The sequence below is a fragment of the Pseudomonas sp. GW821-FHT09C09 genome (genome assembly GCF_059418105.1).
On record NZ_JBWKPF010000005.1, the window covers coordinates 301,322 to 318,515 of the forward strand.

Genomic DNA, 17,194 nt, shown 5'->3' on the forward strand with positions numbered 1-17,194 from the left:
ATCCCCTCATGTCCGACCGCCTGACCCTGCTGCGTCCCGACGACTGGCACATTCATCTTCGCGATGGTGCCGTGTTGACCAATACCGTTGCAGATGTTGCGCGCACCTTTGGTCGCGCCATCATCATGCCTAACCTGGTACCTCCGGTGCGCAACGCCGCTGAAGCCGACGGCTATCGCCAGCGGATTCTCGCTGCCCGCCCGGCCGGCAGTCGTTTCGAGCCGTTGATGGTGCTGTACCTCACCGACCGTACCCAGCCCGAAGAAATTCGTGAAGCCAAGGCCAGCGGTTTTGTCCACGCGGCCAAGTTGTACCCGGCCGGCGCCACCACCAACTCCGATTCCGGGGTCACCAGCATCGACAAGATCTTCCCGGCGCTGGAAGCCATGGCCGAAGTCGGCATGCCGCTGTTGATCCACGGTGAAGTCACCCGTGGCGACGTCGACGTGTTCGACCGCGAAAAAATCTTCATCGACGAGCACATGCGCCGCGTGGTCGAGCGTTTCCCGACGCTCAAGGTCGTGTTCGAACACATCACCACCGGCGATGCCGTGCAGTTCGTCAACGAGGCTTCGGCCAACGTCGGCGCGACCATCACCGCGCATCACCTGCTGTACAACCGCAACCACATGCTGGTGGGCGGGATCCGGCCGCACTTCTATTGCCTGCCGATCCTCAAGCGTAATACGCATCAGGAAGCTCTGCTCGACGCGGCCACCAGTGGCAGCGCGAAGTTCTTCCTCGGCACCGACTCGGCGCCGCACGCCCAGCACGCCAAGGAAGCCGCCTGCGGCTGTGCCGGCTGCTACACCGCGTACGCCGCCATCGAGCTGTATGCCGAAGCCTTCGAGCAGCGCAATGCGCTGGACAAGCTCGAAGCCTTCGCCAGCCTCAATGGCCCGCGCTTCTACGGTCTGCCGGCCAACACCGACCGTATCACCCTGGTTCGTGAAGAATGGACCGCCCCGACCAGCCTGCCCTTCGGCGAGCTGAACGTTATCCCGCTGCGCGCCGGTGAAAAACTGCGCTGGCGCCTGCTGGAGGAACACGCGTGAGTGAAGACCATTTCGACGACGAACTGGACGGTCAAGGTGGCGGCGGTTCGCGCCATCCGATGGCAGCACGCTTTCGCGGCTACCTGCCGGTTGTCGTCGACGTAGAAACCGGAGGCTTCAACTCGGCCACCGACGCTCTGCTGGAGATTGCCGCGACCACCATCGCCATGGATGAAAAGGGTTTCGTCTACCCGGATCACACCTACTTCTTCCGTGTCGAGCCGTTCGAAGGCGCCAACATCGAAGCGGCGGCGCTGGAGTTCACCGGAATCAAGCTCGATCACCCGTTGCGCATGGCGGTCAGCGAAGAGACGGCCCTGACCGATATCTTCCGAGGCGTGCGCAAGGCCTTGAAGGCCAACGGTTGCAAGCGGGCGATCCTGGTCGGCCACAACAGCAGCTTCGACCTGGGCTTCCTCAACGCTGCCGTCGCGCGGCTGGACATGAAGCGCAATCCGTTCCACCCGTTCTCCAGCTTCGACACCGCGACCCTCGCGGGTCTGGCGTACGGTCAGACCGTACTGGCCAAGGCCTGTCAGGCAGCCGACATCGATTTCGATGGCCGTGAAGCGCACTCCGCGCGTTACGACACCGAAAAGACTGCCGAGCTGTTCTGCGGCATCGTCAACCGCTGGAAGCAGATGGGCGGCTGGGAAGACTTCGACGACTGATGGTCGTCGGGTTAAACCCCACGCATGAAAAAACCGGCTCAAGAGCCGGTTTTTTTGTACCTCGACGTTGCGCCTTACAGGGCAGCAGCGTTCTCGGTCAGGTATGCCGCAACGCCTTCCGGCGAAGCGTTCATGCCTTTGTCGCCTTTTTTCCAGTTGGCAGGGCAGACTTCGCCGTGCTCTTCGTGGAATTGCAGAGCGTCGACCAGACGGATCAGCTCTTCCATGTTACGGCCCAGCGGCAGGTCGTTGATGATCTGCGAGCGGACAACGCCCTTGTCGTCGATCAGGAATGCGCCACGGAAAGCCACGCCGCCTTCGGATTCAACGTCGTAGGCCTTGGCGATTTCGTGCTTCATGTCGGCAGCCATGGTGTATTTCACCTGGCCGATGCCGCCATTGTTGACCGGGGTGTTGCGCCAGGCGTTGTGGGTGAAGTGCGAGTCGATCGACACAGCGACCACTTCTACGTTGCGCGCCTTGAAGTCAGCCATGCGGTTGTCCAGAGCGATCAGCTCGGACGGGCAGACGAAGGTGAAGTCCAGCGGGTAGAAGAACACCAGGCCGTATTTGCCTTTGATGGCCGAGGACAGGGTGAAGCTGTCAACGATCTCGCCATTGCCGAGTACGGCCGGGACGGTGAAGTCAGGGGCTTGTTTGCCTACGAGTACGCTCATTGATATCTCCTGGTGTAGAAACTTGAAGTTCAGGGTCCGCGCCAGCCTGTCACCCTCAGGCGACAGCCCTGTGACACGAACCCCCTTCGCAAGGGCCGACCATCATACACTGCGTTTTTCGACTGTCCTCAAAGGTTTTTCGCGAAATCCCGGCTGGCATTCAGCCATTCACCACCGTTCGTCAGTCACAGCCGTTGGCGATGAAAACCGTTGGGAAAGCACTTTGACAATCATTCTCGTTAACATTAAGATCCATCGCAATTGAGCCACAACCAGCGACGGTTCTCACTTATGTATGTTTGCCTCTGCACTGGCGTCACCGACGGACAGATCCGCGAAGCGATCTATGAAGGTTGCTGCAGCTATAAAGAAGTCCGTCAGGCCACCGGCGTAGCCAGCCAATGCGGCAAATGTGCCTGCCTTGCGAAGGAAGTGGTACGCGAAACCCTGACCAAGCTGCAAACCGCCCAGGCCGCGATCCCCTACCCTGTAGAATTTACTGCAGCGTAATTGCACCCAATTCGAAGAACCGGACTAATGTCCGGTTTTTTTATGCCTGCAAATCAATTGCTTAGCGACTAGACGCGGAACACAAACATTCTTATTCCGATTAATTTTCATATATTATTCAATAACTTAGGTTTGACACTTATAAATACCAAGCTCAAACTCTGCCGTATATACCGCTACTTAGGGCAGGACTCCCATCATGAAAGGCGACGTAACAGTCATCCAGCATCTCAACAAGATCCTTGCCAATGAGCTGGTCGCGATCAATCAGTACTTCCTGCATGCGCGCATGTATGAAGATTGGGGCCTGAACAAGCTGGGCAAGCACGAGTACCACGAATCCATCGACGAGATGAAGCACGCGGACAAGCTGATCAAGCGCATCCTGTTCCTTGAAGGCCTGCCGAACGTGCAGGACCTGGGCAAGCTGCACATCGGCGAGCACACCAAGGAAATGCTGGAGTGCGATCTGCGCATCGAGAAGACCGGCCATGCCGATCTGAAAGCCGCCATCGCTCACTGCGAATCGGTTGGCGACTTCGGCAGCCGCGAACTGCTTGAAGACATTCTCGAATCCGAAGAAGAACACATCGACTGGCTGGAAACCCAACTGGGCCTGATCGATAAAGTCGGTCTCGAGAACTATCTGCAATCGCAGATGGGCGACGACGAGTAATCAGCAAGCGCTGAACTCGAGACATTAAAAAGCCCCGCCCTCTTTCGAGAGGCGGGGCTTTTTATTGCCCGGACTTCAGACTCGCCGAAATCCGGGCTGAAACCGATCAGGCTTCGGACTTGGCCGCAGCAGCCTTGGCGGATGCTTCCTTGACCAGAGTCTGCAGTTCACCGTTGGCGAACATTTCAGCCATGATGTCGCTGCCGCCGACCAGTTCACCGGCTACCCACAGCTGCGGGAAAGTCGGCCAGTTGGCGTACTTCGGCAGGTTGGCACGGATTTCCGGGTTCTGCAGGATGTCGACGTAGGCGAACTTCTCGCCACAGCCCATGACGGCCTGAGCAGCTTTCGCGGAGAAGCCACACTGCGGGGCATTCGGCGAGCCTTTCATGTAAAGCAGAATGGTGTTGTTGGCAATCTGCTCTTTAATCGTTTCGATGATATCCATGGAGCACCTCGGCTGAACTTTCCGACTCATGGGTCGGCACGGTGGCGCATTGTAACGGAATCCCGAGCGCGCTGCTCGGTCTCCCCGACAGACATGCTCAAGCCGCCGCCACCGTCACCGGAACGCCGTTGAGCGCCGCATTGCCCGACAACTCGTCGAGCTGGCATTCATCGGTCAGATCGTTGGCGCTGGAACCCGGCTGGCCGCTGGCAATCGCCATCTGCACACCCGGTCGGGCATGGCCCCAGCCGTGGGGCAGGCTGACCACGCCCGGCATCATGTCCGCACTGCCGAGCACCTCGACCTCGATCTGCCCGACCCGGGAGCTGACGCGCACAAGCTGACCATCAGTGAGCCCGCGACTGGCGAGATCGTCCGGGTTCATCAGCAACTGATGACGCGGCTTGCCCTTCACCAGTCGATGATAGTTGTGCATCCAAGAGTTATTGCTGCGCACGTGACGGCGACCAATCATCAACAGTTCACCGGCAGCCGGCGCCTGCAAGGCAGAGAACCGCGCCAGGTCGGCGAGAATCTCCGGCGGCGCTGCCTGAACGCGTTGATTGGCAGTCTTCAATCGCGATGCCAGGTTGGGTTTCAGAGCCCCCAGATCAACGCCGTGCGGATGATCGAACAGCGTCGCCAGCGACAACTTGTGCTCGGATGCATCGCCATACAGGCCCATGCGCAGGCCCATATCGATCATCTTCGCCGGCGGCATCGTCGGCTTCAGTTCCTTGTCGGTCTTCGCCGCAAAAGCCTTGGCCAGGCCGACGAAGATTTCCCAGTCATGCAGCGCGCCCTCGGGTTTGGCGAGGATCGCCCGGTTGAAACGGGTGACGTTGCGCACCGCGAACAGGTTGAACGTGGTGTCGTAGTGATCGTTCTCCAGCGCCGAGGTGGACGGCAGGATCAGGTCCGCGTAGCGCGTGGTTTCGTTGATGTACAGGTCGACGCTGACCATGAACTCCAGCCCGTCCAGTGCCTGCTCCAGTTGTCGGCCATTAGGCGTGGACAGTACCGGGTTGCCGGCGACGGTGATCAACGCACGGATCTGCCCTTCACCTTCGGTGAGCATTTCTTCGGCCAGCGCAGAGACCGGCAGCTCGCCGCCGTACTCCGGGCGACCCGAGACCCGGCTTTGCCATTTGTTGAAATGTCCGCCCGAGGTGGACGCCACCAGATCCACTGCCGGCTCGGTGCACAGAGCGCCGCCCACACGGTCGAGATTGCCGGTCACCAGGTTGATCAACTGCACGACCCAATGGCACAGCGTGCCGAAGGCCTGGGTGGAAACACCCATCCGGCCGTAGCAGACGGCGCTTGGCGCAGCGGCGAAGTCCCGGGCCAATTGGCGGATCTGCTCGGCGGGAACGGCGCACAACGGGCTCATGGCCTCGGCCGTGAACGCCGCCACCGCTGCGCGCACGTCGTCGAGACCGTCCACCGGCAGATGGCTGTCCGACGTCAGTCCTTCGCTGAACAGCGTATTGAGTACACCAAACAGCAACGCCGCATCGCCACCCGGACGCACGAACAGATGCTGATCGGCCATCGCCGCCGTCTCGCTGCGCCGTGGATCGACCACCACCACTTTGCCGCCCCGGGCCTGAATCGCCTTCAGACGCTTTTCCACATCCGGCACGGTCATGATGCTGCCGTTGGACGCCAGCGGGTTGCCGCCCAGGATCAGCATGAAGTCGGTGTGATCGATGTCCGGGATCGGCAGCAGCAAACCGTGGCCGTACATCAAGTAGCTGGTCAGGTGATGGGGCAGTTGGTCGACAGAAGTGGCCGAGTAACGATTGCGGGTTTTCAGCAGGCCCAGAAAGTAATTGCTGTGGGTCATCAGCCCGTAGTTGTGCACGCTCGGATTGCCCTGATACACGGCAACCGAGTTTTGCCCATGACGCGTTTGAATCGCCGACAGCTTTTCAGCCACCAGCTCAAAAGCTTCTTCCCACCCGATCGGCAACCATTCACTGCCGACTCGACGCATGGGTTGGCGCAGGCGATCCGGATCGTTCTGAATGTCTTGCAGCGCCACAGCCTTGGGGCAGATGTGCCCGCGACTGAAGGTATCCAGTGCGTCACCCTTGATCGAGGTGATCTGCACATGGCCGTCGGTTTCAGTGGTTTCGATGCTCAGGCCACAAATGGCTTCGCACAGGTGGCACGCACGGTGATGGAGAGTCTTGGTCATGGCCAGTCTCTGTCTTGTTCTGGGCAGGCAATAACGCCTGCGGGAACAAAACTATGGCGCGTGGCCGGGCGTGGCGCCAGCGACGTTCGTCTTGTGAATCGACGACTATCAGGCGAGCCGATAGCCCTTCATCGCGATCAACTGGAGGGCAACTGGGGTGGCGCCGCCAGCTGGATTTCCTGAATGGTTTCGATCTGCTCGTGGGCGACGTGCACGCCGGTGAGTTCGCCGATCAGTCGCCAATGCTCGTCGAGCCCGGTGCTGATGGTCGCCATGCGATCAATCATGTGGCGGCCGGCGGTCTTGACCACTTCGTCTTCACTGCGCAGCAGCTCGAAGGACAGGGAGGTGACCGATGCGGTCAGATGAGTCAGTGAGCGTGCCGTGTGGCCCAGCAATTCCATTAACAGTTTTTCTTTCGATTCCATGCGGAGGCTTCCTGCGTCGCTCGTGAGTTATTTATAACCCAGCACTTTGCTTTAGCAAATGTTTCAGGTCTGACATCCGACCGGCGCTTCCATGGCCGACCGGTCGCAAACCGACCAGGTCTGCTCCATCCCCGCCCCGCCTGATTGCCAAGCCCTGCGGCGCCAGTGTACAAAGGTCGGGAAATCCGGCTTCAAACAAGCGCTTCGTGTGACCTCGTCACCCCCGCAAAATCCGCAAAAATCGTAGCCTATTGGAAAAACGCGACATTTAGTGTCAATATCGCGCCTCCCCCTATTTCGTCGCCCCCGTGCGGCTTACGCCGCAGGTCTCGCCCGTTGTTCCCGTAAACAAGGCTTTGAGCATCTGCGGTTTGTAGCAAAAAGGTAGTCAATGATGAGCGCAAGGCACTTTCTCTCCCTGATGGATTGCACGCCCGAAGAGCTGGTCAGCGTGATCCGTCGAGGCGTTGAGCTCAAGGACCTGCGTAACCGCGGCGTACTGTTCGAGCCTCTGAAAAACCGCGTCCTGGGGATGATCTTCGAGAAATCCTCGACCCGTACCCGGATCTCCTTCGAGGCCGGCATGATCCAGCTCGGTGGCCAGGCGATCTTCCTTTCGCCGCGCGACACCCAGCTGGGCCGTGGCGAGCCCATCGGCGACTGCGCCATCGTCATGTCGAGCATGCTCGATGCGGTGATGATCCGTACCTTTGCCCACAGCACCCTGACCGAATTCGCCGCCAACTCCCGCGTGCCGGTGATCAACGGCCTGTCCGATGACCTGCACCCGTGCCAGTTGCTGGCCGACATGCAGACCTTCCTCGAACACCGCGGCTCGATCCAGGGCAAGACCGTGGCGTGGATAGGCGACGGCAACAACATGTGCAACAGCTATATAGAAGCGGCGATCCAGTTCGACTTCCAGTTGCGCGTGGCCTGCCCGGAAGGCTACGAGCCGAATCCCGAGTTCGTCGCCAGGGCCGGTGACCGCGTGACCATCGTCCGCGACCCGAAGGACGCCGTGCGTGGCGCACACCTGGTGAGCACCGACGTCTGGACCTCCATGGGCCAGGAAGAGGAAACCGCCAAGCGTCTGCAGCTGTTCGCACCTTTCCAGGTCAATCGCGCCCTGCTCGACCTGGCCGCCGAGGACGTGCTATTCATGCACTGCCTGCCCGCCCATCGCGGGGAGGAAATCAGCCTCGATCTGCTCGATGACCCGCGCTCCGTCGCCTGGGATCAGGCAGAAAACCGTCTCCACGCACAGAAGGCCCTGCTCGAGTTCCTCGTCGAACCGGCATATCACCACGCATGAGTCATGAATTACTGCTGAACCTGCGCAACCTCGCTTGCGGCTATCAAGATCAACGTGTGGTGCAGAACCTCAATCTGCACCTCAACGCCGGTGACATCGGTTGCCTGCTCGGTTCCTCGGGCTGCGGCAAGACCACCACCCTGCGCGCCATCGCCGGTTTCGAACCGGTGCACGAAGGGGAAATCCAGCTCGGCGGTGAAACCATCTCCAGCGCCGGTTTCACCCTCGCCCCGGAAAAACGCCGGATCGGCATGGTGTTCCAGGACTACGCGCTGTTCCCGCACCTGAGCGTCGCGGACAACATCGCCTTCGGCATTCGCAAGCACCCGAACAAGGAGCGCGTCGTCGAAGAGTTGCTGGAACTGGTCAACCTGAAGAACCTCGGCAAGCGCTTTCCGCACGAATTGTCCGGTGGCCAGCAGCAACGTGTCGCCCTCGCCCGCGCCCTGGCGCCGGAACCGCAACTGCTGCTGCTCGACGAACCGTTCTCCAACCTCGACGGCGAACTGCGACGCAAGCTCAGCCACGAGGTACGCGACATCCTCAAGGCCCGTGGCACCAGTGCGATTCTGGTGACTCACGATCAGGAAGAAGCCTTCGCCGTCAGCGATCACGTCGGCGTGTTCAAGGAAGGCCGGCTGGAGCAGTGGGATACGCCGTACAACCTCTATCACGAGCCGGCGACGCCGTTTGTGGCGAGCTTTATCGGTCAGGGTTACTTCATTCGCGGCCAGCTCGGCAGCCCGGAATCGGTGCACACCGAACTCGGCGAACTGCGCGGCAATCGCGCCTACACCTGGCCGACCGGCGGCGCGGTGGATGTCCTGCTGCGTCCGGATGACATCGTTTATGCGCCGGACAGCGGGTTGAAAGCACGGATCGTCGGCAAGACCTTCCTCGGGGCTTCGACCCTGTATCGCCTGCAACTGCCGACCGGCGCGCAACTGGAATCGATCTTCCCGAGCCACGCAGACCACCAGGTTGGTGCGGATGTCGGGATTCGGGTGGCGGCGGAACATCTGGTGTTGTTCCAGGCGTCCGGTAGCACGGCTGCGCAGATTCCGGCCGTGGAAAACGGTGTTCGCCGATATAGCACTGCCCACTGACCCGCAAAAAGAGAGGGAGCCTGATGGCTCCCTCTCTTTTTGCCTTAACCCAGCATCAGGGTGCCGCTCGCAACGAGCGTCGCATTCCCGCCAATCTTCACCCGCTCGCCTTCCAGCCGACAGAACAGCTCGCCGCCCCGCGCAGAACGCTGGCAAGCGGTCAGGCTCGACTTGCCCAGGCGTTTTGACCAGTACGGAATCAGGCTGCAATGGGTCGACCCCGTGACCGGGTCTTCATTGATGCCGATGGCCGGAGCGAAATAGCGCGAGACGAAATCATGCTGATTGCCCCGGGCCGTGACGATGGCGCCGAGCCAAGGAAGCTTGGCCAGGGCGACCATGTCCGGCGTGCAATCGAGCACCGCCTGCTCGGACTCCAGCACCACGAACAGCTCGTTGGAACTCAGAACATCCACCGCCTGGACATTCAACGCCCGCTCGATCTCCACGGTGACGCCTTTCTCCACCGCTTCAATAGCCGGGAAATCCAGCCACAGCCGGCCACCTTCACGGCTGACACTCAACGGCCCGGACTTGCAGGTGAAGTCCAGACGCTCGGCGCTTTCCTTATAGATCTCGAACAGCACATAGGCACTGGCTAGCGTCGCGTGACCGCACAACGGCACTTCGGTGGTCGGCGTGAACCAGCGAATATGCCAGGCCTGGCCTTCGCGCACCAGAAATGCGGTTTCCGCCAGGTTGTGCTCGGCGGCGATCTTCTGCATCAAGTCGTCCGCGAGCCAGGCGTCGAGCCGATAAACCATCGCCGGGTTGCCACTGAAGGGCCGATCGCTGAATGCGTCGACCTGATGAAACTCGAGCTGCATAACCTTCTCCCTGTGTCAGTCGAAAGAGCATGCCGCTACGGCTTGTTCATCGCCAGTGACAGAACCGGTCAATTTTTCTCATACAGAACTCAGGCGCGACCAATGTCGGCGAACTTCGCCTGGGTGTGCTCGGCGAGGACGGCGGGCGCCAGTTCGACCTCCAGGCCACGTCGACCGGCACTGACATAAATGGTCGCAAAACCTTGGGCGGAATTATCAATAAAGGTGCGCAGGCGTTTTTTCTGCCCCAGCGGGCTGATCCCACCCAACAGGTAACCGGTGGAACGTTGGGCAGCGGCCGGGTCGGCCATTTCCACTTTTTTCACTCCAGCGGCGTGGGCGAGTCCCTTGAGGTCGAGGCTTCCGACGACCGGCACCACCGCGACCAGCAATTCACCTTTTTCACTGGCCGCCAGCAGCGTCTTGAACACCTGCGCCGGTTCCAGCCCCAGTTTTTCCGCGGCCTCCAGCCCATAGGACGCAGCCTTTGGGTCATGTTCGTAACTGTGCACGCGATGTTCGGCACGAACTTTTTTCAACAAGTCCAACGCAGGGGTCATGGCAGCTCCGGGCTCGGCAGTGACAAAAAATCCTGCGCCGGATTCTAGGCCATCGCCACGCAAAAGGCTCTACTGCACGCCACGTTTCCCGGGGCTTGCAGGCTGACAGCGGGATTGCCCGGGGAGTGCCCCCGCAGAATCATTCACCTGGCTGATAGTTTATTTGTGACCGATGGTTCACTTTCGACCTTTGACAGCTTTGTTTCTTGTCTATATTTTTTCGAATCTGAATAATGTAAGAATTATCGTCACCGCAGCACCCAGCAGTAAACCGGGAACAGGATGGGGATCCTGCCCCGGCGAAAATCGCGCCTTGCCCTGTCGGCAACCGCGCCAGACAACAACAAAAACCGAGGTTTTCAATGACAACTGCGTTACAGCAACCATCGCTCTCGAGCCAGTGCCTGGCCGAGTTTCTGGGTACTGCACTGCTGATCTTTTTCGGTACGGGCTGCGTCGCCGCGCTCAAGGTCGCGGGCGCGAGTTTCGGCCTGTGGGAAATCAGCATCATCTGGGGCGTCGGCGTGAGCATGGCGATCTACCTCACCGCCGGAGTTTCCGGTGCGCACCTGAACCCTGCCGTCAGTATCGCCCTGAGCATTTTCGCCGACTTCGAAAAGCGCAAACTGCCGTTCTACATTCTTTCCCAGGTCGCCGGCGCCTTCTGCGGCGCGCTGTTGGTTTACACGCTGTACAGCAACCTGTTCTTCGATTTCGAACAAACTCACCATATGGTTCGTGGCTCGGCCGCCAGCCTGGAACTGGCCTCGGTGTTCTCCACCTTCCCGAACCCTGCGCTGTCGACCGCTCAGGCGTTCCTGGTCGAGGTGATCATCACCGCGATCCTGATGGGCGTGATCATGTCCCTGACCGACGACAATAACGGTCTACCGAAAGGCCCGCTGGCGCCGCTGCTGATCGGCCTGCTGATTGCCGTGATCGGCAGTTCGATGGGCCCGCTGACCGGTTTCGCGATGAACCCGGCCCGTGACTTCGGTCCGAAACTGATGACTTTCTTCGCAGGCTGGGGTGAAATTTCCTTCACCGGCGCCCGTGAAATCCCGTACTTCCTGATTCCGATTTTTGCACCGATTGTCGGTGCCTGCCTCGGCGCTGCCGGGTATCGCGGGCTGATTGCCCGTCACCTGACCGGCGCCACACCTGCTACAAAGGACGCAGAACCGGCCATTGACGGCAAACCAAGAACTTCTTGAAACAGTCGGCGCGGGTTCCTGCCCATTTCGAGCCCGCGCCACGGCCCACTCACCCTTATTTCGTCCAAGGCAATCGACATGACCGACATTCAGAATAAGAACTACATCATTGCCCTCGATCAGGGTACGACCAGCTCCCGCGCGATCATTTTCGACCGCGATGCGAACGTGGTCTGCACCGCGCAGCGCGAATTCGCCCAGCATTACCCGCAAGCCGGTTGGGTCGAACACGATCCGATGGAAATTTTCGCCACCCAGAGCGCAGTGATGGTCGAGGCGCTGGCCCAGGCCGGTTTGCACCACGACCAGGTCGCCGCCATCGGCATCACCAACCAGCGTGAAACCACCGTGGTCTGGGACAAGACCACCGGCCGCCCGGTCTACAACGCGATCGTCTGGCAATGCCGCCGCAGCACCGAGATCTGCCAGCAGCTCAAGCGCGACGGTCATGAAGACTACATCCGTGAGAACACCGGCCTGGTCACCGACCCGTACTTCTCCGGCACCAAACTGAAGTGGATCCTCGACAACGTCGAAGGCAGCCGTGAGCGTGCGCGCAATGGCGAACTGCTGTTCGGCACCGTCGACAGCTGGCTGATCTGGAAATTCACCGGCGGCAAGGTGCACGTCACCGACTACACCAACGCCTCGCGGACCATGCTCTTCAACATCCACTCGCTGGAGTGGGATTCGAAGATGCTGGAGATCCTCGACATCCCGCGCGAGATGCTGCCGGAAGTCAAAGCCTCCTCGGAAATCTACGGTCGCACCAAGAGCGGCATCGCCATCGGCGGTATCGCCGGTGACCAGCAGGCTGCACTGTTCGGCCAGATGTGCGTCGAGCCGGGCCAGGCGAAAAACACCTATGGCACCGGCTGCTTCCTGCTGATGAACACCGGCGACAAAGCGGTGAAATCCCAGCACGGCATGCTCACCACCATCGCCTGCGGCCCCCGCGGCGAAGTGGCTTACGCGCTGGAAGGTGCTGTGTTCAACGGCGGTTCGACCGTGCAATGGCTGCGCGATGAACTGAAAATCATCAACGACGCCCACGACACCGAGTACTTCGCCAATAAAGTGAAGGACAGCAACGGCGTCTACCTGGTGCCAGCCTTCACCGGCCTCGGCGCTCCGTACTGGGACCCGTATGCCCGTGGCGCGCTGTTCGGCCTGACTCGCGGCGTACGTGTGGATCACATCATCCGCGCTGCGCTGGAATCGATCGCCTACCAGACCCGCGACGTGCTCGACGCCATGCAACAGGACTCCGGCGAACGCCTGAAAGCCCTGCGCGTGGACGGTGGTGCGGTGGCGAACAACTTCCTCATGCAGTTCCAGGCCGACATCCTCGGCACTCAGGTCGAGCGTCCGCAAATGCGCGAAACCACTGCACTCGGTGCGGCGTACCTGGCCGGCCTGGCGTGCGGTTTCTGGGGCAGCCTGGAAGAACTGCGCGGCAAGGCAGTGATCGAGCGCGAGTTCGAACCGAGCCTGGACGAAGCGGCAAAAGAGAAGCTGTATAAAGGCTGGAAAAAAGCCGTCAGCCGTACCCGTGACTGGGAACGTGAGGACGCTGAATAAGCCAGTCTGAGGACTGGTAACGGCATGTAACTGGTCGGGAGCGGATTCCTGCGGCATCATGGGCAAATTTTGCACGGCAGCCCAAAGGAAGCCCCATGAATCTGCCTCCCCGTCAGCAGCAAATCCTCGAGCTGGTCCGCGAACGCGGCTATGTGAGCATCGAGGAAATGGCCACGCTGTTCGTTGTTACCCCTCAAACCATCCGCCGCGATATCAATCAACTGGCGGAAGCCAATCTGCTGCGTCGCTACCACGGCGGCGCCGCCTATGATTCCAGCGTCGAAAACACTGCCTATGCGATGCGCGCCGACCAGATGCGCGACGAAAAACAACGCATCGGCGAAGCCATCGCCGCACAGATTCCCGATCACGCCTCGCTGTTCATCAACATCGGCACCACCACCGAATCCATCGCCCGCGCCCTGCTCAACCACAGTCATCTGAAAATCATCACCAACAACCTGCACGTCGCTTCGATGCTCAGCGCCAAGGATGATTTCGATGTGCTGCTGACTGGCGGCAATGTCCGTCGCGACGGTGGCGTAGTCGGTCAGGCGAGCGTGGACTTCATCAACCAGTTCAAGGTCGACTTTGCGTTGGTGGGCATCAGCGGCATCGACGAAGACGGCAGCCTGCTCGATTTCGATTACCAGGAAGTGCGGGTGTCCCAGGCGATCATCGCCAATGCCCGGCAGGTGATCCTGGCGGCGGACTCCAGCAAGTTCGGCCGTAACGCGATGATTCGACTCGGCCCGATCAGCCTGATCGATTGCCTGGTCACCGACCAGCAGCCGGTGCCGGCCCTGGCGCAACTGCTGAGCCAGAACAAGATTCGTCTGGAAGTCGTTTAACCCTCCTCCCGCATAAGGCGCCTTCATGGGCGCCTTATGCGCATCTGATGTTCGAATATTTTCTTTTAGTCGCCCTTCGATGAGTTTTTTCAATCGAAGTCGACTGGCTGCGCGCGTCTTTATGGGCTACCATTTTCGCAAATGAACATTCATGTTCGATTTCCAAGACAGAAAATCAAAAGAGCCCGAGGCCAGCCGATGTCCACCTCTACCTTGCGTACGCCCCCTATCTCCGAGATCTACGATATCGCCGTCATTGGCGGCGGGATCAATGGCGTGGGGATCGCAGCGGATGCCGCCGGTCGCGGTCTTTCGGTGTTCCTTTGCGAAAAGGACGACCTGGCCAGCCACACCTCGTCGGCCAGCAGCAAGCTGATCCACGGTGGTCTGCGCTACCTCGAACATTATGAATTCCGTCTGGTGCGCGAAGCCCTGGCCGAACGCGAAGTGCTGCTGGCCAAGGCCCCGCACATCGTCAAGCCAATGCGTTTCGTGCTGCCGCACCGTCCTCACCTGCGCCCGGCCTGGATGATCCGTGCCGGCCTGTTCCTGTATGACAACCTCGGCAAGCGCGAAAAGCTCGCAGGTTCGAAAAGCCTGAAGTTCGGCGCCGACAGCGCGCTGAAAAGTGAAATCACCAAAGGCTTCGAATACTCCGACTGCTGGGTCGATGACGCCCGTCTCGTGGTACTGAACGCCATGGCCGCCCGTGAAAAAGGCGCGCATGTGCACACCCAGACCCGTTGCGTCAGCGCCCGCCGCGCCAAAGGCCTGTGGCACCTGAACCTGGAACGCGCCAACGGCAGCCTGTTCTCGATCACCGCCAAGGCACTGGTGAACGCCGCCGGCCCGTGGGTCGCCAAATTCATCCGTGACGACCTGAAGATGGAATCGCCGTATGGCATCCGCCTGATCCAGGGCAGCCACATCATCGTGCCGAAACTGTACGAAGGCGATCACGCGCACATCCTGCAAAACGAAGACCAGCGCATCGTCTTCACCATTCCGTACCTGAACAACCTGACGCTGATCGGCACCACCGACCGCGAGTACACCGGCGACCCGGCCAAAGTGGCGATCACCGACGGCGAAACCGATTACCTGCTTAAAGTGGTCAACGCCCACTTCAAGAAGCAGATCAGCCGTGACGACATCCTGCACACCTACTCGGGCGTCCGTCCGCTGTGCAACGACGAATCCGACAATCCTTCGGCCGTGACCCGCGACTACACCCTGGCGCTGTCCGGCAGCACCGAAGAAGCCCCGCTGCTGTCGGTGTTCGGCGGCAAGCTGACCACCTACCGCAAACTCGCCGAGTCGGCGATGGCGCAACTGATGCCGTTCTTCACCCAGATGCGTCCGAGCTGGACTGCCAGCGCCACGCTGCCGGGCGGCGAAGACATGACCACGCCGCAGGCCTTGAGCGCGCTGATCCGCGACAAGTTCGACTTCGTCCCGAGCGAGATTGCCCGCCGCTGGGCCACCACCTACGGCAGCCGCACCTGGCGCATGCTCGAGGGCGTGGACAGCCTCGCCGACATGGGCGAACACATCGGCGGCGGTCTCTACACCCGTGAAGTCGATTATCTGTGCGCCGAAGAGTGGGCCACCACCGCTCACGACATCCTCTGGCGCCGCAGCAAGCTGGGCCTGTTCACCACCCCGGCCGAACAGGAAAAGCTGGCGGCGTACCTGAACCAGGTCGAGCAGAACCGCAAGATCGAAGCAGCCTGATCGATCGGCCCGTAAAACGAAAAGCCCCTGAATCACGAGATTCAGGGGCTTTTTGCATTCAGGCTGAAACGCGGCCCGCCTTATGGCATTCGGTTTTCCGAACGCGACCTGTCGGTCGGTTCGGATAACCGGATCAGAAACGCTGAAAAACACCATCACAAAACTTTAATCACCAGCAAAATCAACCAGTTAACTTGTTGCAACTGGTCTGGCACGACTCATGCTCTACACTCCTTCGACGAATGCCTGTTGCGCCAGCACAACAGGAGCCGTCAGGCATTCGAAGCACAAAAGGGCCCGCTCAACCGGCTCCATAAAAAAAACAATGTCGAGGAAAATTTGATGCGCATCGTTCCCCATATCCTGGGCGCAGCCATTGCTGCCGCTCTGATCAGCACACCAGTTTTCGCTGCCGAGCTCACCGGCACCCTTAAGAAGATCAACGACTCGGGCACCATCACCCTCGGGCATCGTGACAGCTCCATTCCCTTCTCCTACATCGCCGATGCTTCGGGCAAACCTGTGGGCTACTCCCACGACATTCAGGTCGCTATCGTCGAAGCCCTGAAAAAAGACCTGAACAAGCCTGACCTGAACGCCAAGTACAACCTGGTCACCTCGCAAACCCGTATTCCTCTGGTGCAGAACGGCACCGTGGACATCGAGTGCGGCTCCACCACCAACAACGCCGAACGCGCCCAGCAAGTCGACTTCACCGTCAACATCTTCGAAATCGGCACCCGCCTGCTGGTCAAGAAAGACAAGGAAGGCAAGCCGTCCTACGCCGACTTTGCCGACCTGAAAGGCAAGAACGTCGTGACCACCGCCGGCACCACCTCCGAGCGCATCATCAAGGCGATGAACGCTGACAAGCAGATGGGCATGAACGTCATCTCCGCCAAGGACCACGGTGAATCCTTCCAGATGCTGGAAAGCGGCCGCGCCGTCGCCTTCATGATGGACGACGCCCTGCTGGCCGGCGAAGAAGCCAAGGCCAAGAAGCCGGACGACTGGGTCATCACCGGTACTCCACAGTCCTTCGAAGCCTACGCGTGCATGGTTCGTAAAGACGATCCGGCCTTCAAGAAGGCTGTAGACGACGCCATTGTCGCGCTCTACAAGTCCGGCGAGATCAACAAGATCTACAGCAAGTGGTTCGAGAGCCCGATCCCACCGAAGGGTCTGAACCTGAACTTCCCGATGAGCGAAAAGGTTAAAGAGCTGATCGCCAATCCGAGCGACAAGCCTGCGCCAGACGTAAAAATCTGACACTGATCTAACCTTGTCACCTGAGGGAGCCAACCCTCCCTCGGGCGACAGTTAATACCTGCTGGTTTC

Annotated in this window: 17 protein-coding genes; 11 read left to right on the forward strand and 6 right to left on the reverse strand. The window is 60.1% G+C overall.

The features are described from left to right. Window positions 1-8 precede the first annotated feature (8 nt). Both pyrC and rnt read left to right on the forward strand, forming a co-directional pair. Window positions 9-1,055, forward strand: coding sequence for a dihydroorotase (pyrC, locus tag AC07NR_RS17950; RefSeq protein WP_047296199.1), 1,047 nt, complete (start codon window positions 9-11; stop codon window positions 1,053-1,055). Next, window positions 1,052-1,726, forward strand: coding sequence for a ribonuclease T (gene rnt / locus AC07NR_RS17955; protein WP_085709496.1), 675 nt, complete (start codon window positions 1,052-1,054; stop codon window positions 1,724-1,726). Before pyrC ends, rnt begins: the two co-directional genes overlap by 4 nt. A gap of 74 nt (window positions 1,727-1,800) precedes the next feature. On the opposite strand, the gene AC07NR_RS17960 is transcribed toward rnt, so the two are convergent. Next, entirely contained in the window at window positions 1,801-2,403 is a 603-nt protein-coding gene (locus tag AC07NR_RS17960) for a peroxiredoxin (RefSeq protein WP_007963972.1), read from the reverse strand. 291 nt (window positions 2,404-2,694) lie between these two features. On the opposite strand from AC07NR_RS17960, the gene AC07NR_RS17965 reads away from it, so the two are divergent. Continuing rightward, window positions 2,695-2,913, forward strand: a complete 219-nt coding sequence (locus AC07NR_RS17965) for a bacterioferritin-associated ferredoxin (protein WP_003227725.1) — start codon at window positions 2,695-2,697, stop codon at window positions 2,911-2,913. Window positions 2,914-3,112: 199 nt separating this feature from the next. Further along, complete coding sequence (gene bfr / locus AC07NR_RS17970; protein WP_114885214.1) at window positions 3,113-3,589, forward strand: bacterioferritin; 477 nt, start codon at window positions 3,113-3,115, stop codon at window positions 3,587-3,589. Between the two features lie 106 nt (window positions 3,590-3,695). Here bfr and grxD read toward each other — a convergent pair whose 3' ends face one another. The 3 genes from grxD to plzR form a co-directional block, all read right to left on the reverse strand. Next, window positions 3,696-4,037: a Grx4 family monothiol glutaredoxin gene (gene grxD, locus AC07NR_RS17975; protein ID WP_039765841.1), complete on the reverse strand. Its 342-nt coding sequence runs from the start codon at window positions 4,035-4,037 to the stop codon at window positions 3,696-3,698. Window positions 4,038-4,134: 97 nt separating this feature from the next. After that, the gene (locus AC07NR_RS17980; protein ID WP_495079072.1) at window positions 4,135-6,240 is read right to left on the reverse strand and encodes a molybdopterin oxidoreductase family protein; all 2,106 of its coding nucleotides are present in this window, start codon (window positions 6,238-6,240) and stop codon (window positions 4,135-4,137) included. 137 nt (window positions 6,241-6,377) lie between these two features. Beyond that, the gene (gene plzR / locus AC07NR_RS17985; RefSeq protein WP_085730176.1) at window positions 6,378-6,668 is read right to left on the reverse strand and encodes a PlzR type 4 pili assembly inhibitor; all 291 of its coding nucleotides are present in this window, start codon (window positions 6,666-6,668) and stop codon (window positions 6,378-6,380) included. 394 nt (window positions 6,669-7,062) lie between these two features. Here plzR and argF point away from each other — a divergent pair, with 394 nt between their 5' ends. Further along, window positions 7,063-7,983, forward strand: coding sequence for an ornithine carbamoyltransferase (gene argF / locus AC07NR_RS17990; protein WP_085709493.1), 921 nt, complete (start codon window positions 7,063-7,065; stop codon window positions 7,981-7,983). Then, a complete protein-coding gene (locus AC07NR_RS17995; RefSeq protein WP_114885218.1) occupies window positions 7,980-9,089 on the forward strand; it encodes an ABC transporter ATP-binding protein in 1,110 nt (369 codons plus the stop codon). The genes argF and AC07NR_RS17995 overlap by 4 nt, the downstream gene beginning before the upstream one ends. Window positions 9,090-9,133: 44 nt before the next feature. On the opposite strand, the gene AC07NR_RS18000 is transcribed toward AC07NR_RS17995, so the two are convergent. After that, the gene (locus AC07NR_RS18000; RefSeq protein WP_248739255.1) at window positions 9,134-9,916 is read right to left on the reverse strand and encodes a PhzF family phenazine biosynthesis protein; all 783 of its coding nucleotides are present in this window, start codon (window positions 9,914-9,916) and stop codon (window positions 9,134-9,136) included. An 89-nt stretch (window positions 9,917-10,005) separates the two neighbouring features. Further along, a complete protein-coding gene (ybaK, locus tag AC07NR_RS18005) occupies window positions 10,006-10,476 on the reverse strand; it encodes a Cys-tRNA(Pro) deacylase (RefSeq protein ID WP_085709490.1) in 471 nt (156 codons plus the stop codon). A gap of 362 nt (window positions 10,477-10,838) precedes the next feature. On the opposite strand from ybaK, the gene AC07NR_RS18010 reads away from it, so the two are divergent. The 5 genes from AC07NR_RS18010 (at window position 10,839) to AC07NR_RS18030 (ending at window position 17,125) form a co-directional block, all read left to right on the forward strand. Continuing rightward, window positions 10,839-11,690 carry an MIP/aquaporin family protein gene (locus tag AC07NR_RS18010; protein ID WP_134827960.1) on the forward strand — a complete coding sequence of 284 codons (852 nt, stop codon included), beginning with the start codon at window positions 10,839-10,841 and terminating at the stop codon, window positions 11,688-11,690. Window positions 11,691-11,768: 78 nt separating this feature from the next. Beyond that, window positions 11,769-13,271: a glycerol kinase GlpK gene (gene glpK, locus AC07NR_RS18015; protein WP_085709488.1), complete on the forward strand. Its 1,503-nt coding sequence runs from the start codon at window positions 11,769-11,771 to the stop codon at window positions 13,269-13,271. Window positions 13,272-13,366: 95 nt separating this feature from the next. Next, on the forward strand, window positions 13,367-14,122 hold the full coding sequence (locus AC07NR_RS18020) for a DeoR family transcriptional regulator (protein ID WP_085709487.1): 756 nt from the start codon (window positions 13,367-13,369) through the stop codon (window positions 14,120-14,122). A 198-nt stretch (window positions 14,123-14,320) separates the two neighbouring features. Further along, entirely contained in the window at window positions 14,321-15,856 is a 1,536-nt protein-coding gene (gene glpD, locus AC07NR_RS18025) for a glycerol-3-phosphate dehydrogenase (protein WP_495079073.1), read from the forward strand. A gap of 342 nt (window positions 15,857-16,198) precedes the next feature. Beyond that, a complete protein-coding gene (locus tag AC07NR_RS18030) occupies window positions 16,199-17,125 on the forward strand; it encodes a glutamate/aspartate ABC transporter substrate-binding protein (RefSeq protein WP_085709739.1) in 927 nt (308 codons plus the stop codon). Window positions 17,126-17,194 lie beyond the last annotated feature (69 nt).